The following is a 3,595-nucleotide window of genomic DNA, read 5'->3' on the forward strand; positions in this document are numbered from 1 at the left end:
CTTGCACGGTGTGGCTCGGGGCGAAAGGCGTGAAAGCGTCTGACCTATCGAGATTGCTGCTGAAAGAAGAACAGACAGCAGCATATAGCGTGGAAATCTGGAAGAGGTTCCGTAAGTGGGGCGGTATTCCGACTGGTATCACACAGAATGTAAAAGACCTGCTTGCTTCAAGAGAAATCGAGAACATCTTTGAAAACTCTGATTTTATCTATATGCTCAACCAGGCATCCGGTGACAGGCAGATTCTGGCTAAACAGTTGAATATTTCACCAACCCAGCTGTCTTATGTAACCAACAGTAATGAGGGTGAAGGACTTCTGTTCTATGGAAATGTGATTATTCCGTTTGTAGACAGATTCCCGAAGAATTCCCTTTATAAGATTATGACAACCCGCCCGGAGGAAACAGCCGAAGCAGGGTAATACAGGAGGAGTAAAACAATGTTACAGGTAATTTCATATGGATTGACATTTTGTGGCGGTGCTGTATTTGGCATCGCTTTTCTTTGTTTATTACAGGCAGGGAAAGGGTATCCGAAGAAGGAGGAGTAATCAGTGGCAGAACAGAGAATGAAAGTCAGGGATAAGAAAGTCCAGAAAATGACCAAGGATGGTCTGGTGGAAGAAAACCTGACGGATAAATCTTCTGTTCGTGTCAGTAACCGTGCCAGTGATGTGCAGATGGGAGGAAAACAGGGGGAAAAAGAAGTAAGCCTTGTGGATAAGTCTTCCCGCCAGTCTGAACGGAGTGGAAAAAATATTCGTCCCTCTGTGCAAAAATCCAGAGATGCACCGGAACTGATACGGGCAGAGAAGCAAAGTGAGGATCTTGGACAGAGTAGAAAACAGCAAAATAGAAAAAGAATCCGTGCTGAAGTCGGAAAAGAATCCAGACTTGCAGAAAAATCCGAAGCCGGACAGTCAGGGAGACTGAAAGAAAAACGTGCGGATCTATCAGAAAACAGAGGAGACAGCCGGAGAAATCAGACCGGTGGTAGCAAAAAGCCAAAACAAAAACAGCGTTTGAAGTTTGCTTATGAGGAAACTGGTGCTTCTGTGAAAAATGATAAAGATATGGAGAAATTGAACCAGATGGATACGGATGGAGTCAATTTCCGACATCAGAAACAGAAGGAAAAAGCCAAAAAGTTTTCTTATGAGGAAGCAAAAAAGAAGAAGGAAGCAAAGCAGCATTCCAAGAAGGCACAGGTCTATCAGGCAAATGATGGAGAAGCTCCTGGAAAGAAGAAATCCCGCTTGAAGTTTGGCGAAGGGGAATCTGTGAAAACAGAAAAAACTTCTGTTGTCAAGAAAGCAGGAAGTGCAGCTTCCGCAGCATTGCACCGTGAGATCAGCAAAAATGAAGACGATAATGCGGCGGTAGAAGGTGCCCATAAGTTAGAAGAAAGCGGCGAAGGTGTTTACCGGCTGGAACAGAGAAGTGCCAGACGCAGGAAACAGAGGGCATTCAGAAAAAGAAGCAGACTTGAAAGACAGGAAGAGAAACAGACACAGGCGGCAGCCCGTCAGGAACAGAAGAAACTGAAAAAACAGATTCAGAAGCAACAGATCAAACGGGATTATGCCAAAGCGAAGCGAAGTGAACAGACAGTAGGAACAGCTACAAAAGGTACGATTGATTATATCAAGAAGATTGGCGGCAAAGTCACCAACTTTTTTAAAGAAAACCGGAAGGTGTATATCAGTGTAGCAGTTCTGATCGGATTGATGTTTCTGATCATAACGAATGTCACGTCATGCTCTGCAGTGTTTTTACAAAATGTGATCACTTACACCGGAACCAGTTATCTGTCATCGGATCAGGCAATCCGGGAAGCGGAACTGTATTACACACAGCTGGAAGCTAATCTGCAGGAGTGGATCAACAATATGGAATCTGAAGAACCAGGACATGAGGAATACCGATATAACATCGGACCTATTGAGCATGATCCGTTTATCCTGATTAGTTATCTGTCTGCAAAGTATGAAGAATTTACTTTTGAACAGGTCAAGCCGGAGCTGGACGCCTTGTTTGCAGAGCAATATCATTTAACTACTGAAGCAGTCAATGAGACTGTAACGGAGACAGCAACAGTAAGAGTTGGAGAATCTTTGGGACAGGTTGTGACCAGTGGATATTGTAACTGTCCAATCTGTTGTGGTATTTGGAGCGGAGGACCGACTGCCAGTGGAGCATATCCAACTGCCAATCATACCTTAGCGGTAGATGCTTCCAATCCGTTTGTTCCAATGGGAACAAAGGTAGTTATGAATGGTGTCGAATATACCGTAGAAGATACCGGAGCTTTCGCAAGATACGGTGTACAATTTGATGTCTATTATGACAGTCATGCGGCAGCATCTGCACATGGACATCAGACCTGGGAATGTTATCTTGCAGATGATAACGGAAGCAATGAAGTCGAAGTGACCAGAACCAGAGATGTGGACACGCTGAATGTAACATTGACCAGTGGAAACCTGATGTCAATCTGTCAGGACAGGCTGGGATTCTTCCAGAAAGAACTGTTCAGTGCCTACAACGATACCAAAGGCAACCTGCAGATGTTTGCAACACCGGTTGATTTTAACTGGTATTCCAGTGTAACAAGCTACTATGGATACAGAATCCATCCGATTTCCGGGGCAAATCAGTTACACAATGGTATGGATATCGGGGCACCGGAAGGAACAAAAGTAATGGCAGGGCTGACCGGAACGGTTACAACTTCTGCTTATAACGACAGCTATGGCAATTATGTTGTAATCAAGGACAGTAAAGGCTATGAACTGCGGTATGCACATTTAAGCAGCCGGAGTGTATCTGCAGGTGCATCCGTCACGAAAGGTGATGAGATCGGTCTTGTAGGAAATACCGGAAATTCTACAGGAAGCCATCTTCATATTGAGCTTCTGAAAAATGGAGAACGGTTGAACCCGATCTTTTATCTGGAAACAGGAGAAGGGGCAGGCTTTGGCGGTAATGAATATACCAGTGAAGCAGCGCAACGTTTACTGGAAGAGGCTGCAAAATATCTTGGAACACCGTATGTGTGGGGCGGATACTCTCCTAGCGGATTTGACTGTTCCGGATTTGTAAGCTACTGTCTGACAAACTCTGGTGTAAGGAATACAGGAAGACTAACAGCACAAGGATTGTACGACATTTGCACTCCGGTATCTCAGTCAGAAGCACAGCCGGGAGATCTGATCTTCTTTACCGGAACCTACGATGCAGGAGAACCAGTAACGCATATTGGAATCTATGTGGGCAATGGTCAGATGATCCATTGTGGGCATCCGGTTCAGTACACGTCCATCAACTCTCCATACTGGCAGAGCCATTTCTATGGATTCGGGCGATGGTAAGGAAAAGGGCGGTATAACAGCCGCCCGGAAAGGAGAAGAGATGAAAAGTCTTGAAAAAGCAACGGCAGATTATGAGAAAGCCAAGGAAAAAATGGAAGCATCCAAAGCCAGATATGAAGCAGATTTAAAGCGGTTCAAGGCTGCGGAGATTGCAAAAACAGAAGCGGAGAATCTGGAAATTGTAAGAATTATCCGTGCAATGGATATGAGTATTCCAGAATTGG

General features: G+C 44.8%; 2 protein-coding genes and 1 pseudogene. All 3 read left to right on the forward strand.

All coding sequences use genetic code 11. The features are described from left to right. Positions 1–422, forward strand: a pseudogene (locus G5B12_RS16695) (VirB4-like conjugal transfer ATPase, CD1110 family); the annotation flags it as partial. Between the two features lie 147 nt (positions 423–569). Then, positions 570–3,371, forward strand: coding sequence for a CD1108 family mobile element protein (locus tag G5B12_RS16700; protein WP_174088908.1), 2,802 nt, complete (start codon positions 570–572; stop codon positions 3,369–3,371). Between the two features lie 40 nt (positions 3,372–3,411). Further along, the coding region (locus G5B12_RS16705; protein ID WP_174088896.1) for a DUF4315 family protein at positions 3,412–3,595 on the forward strand (184 nt) is incomplete at its 3' end.

Origin of the sequence: Blautia sp. MSK.20.85 (assembly GCF_013317245.1) — a bacterium.
Taxonomy (GTDB): Bacteria; Bacillota; Clostridia; order Lachnospirales; family Lachnospiraceae; genus Blautia_A.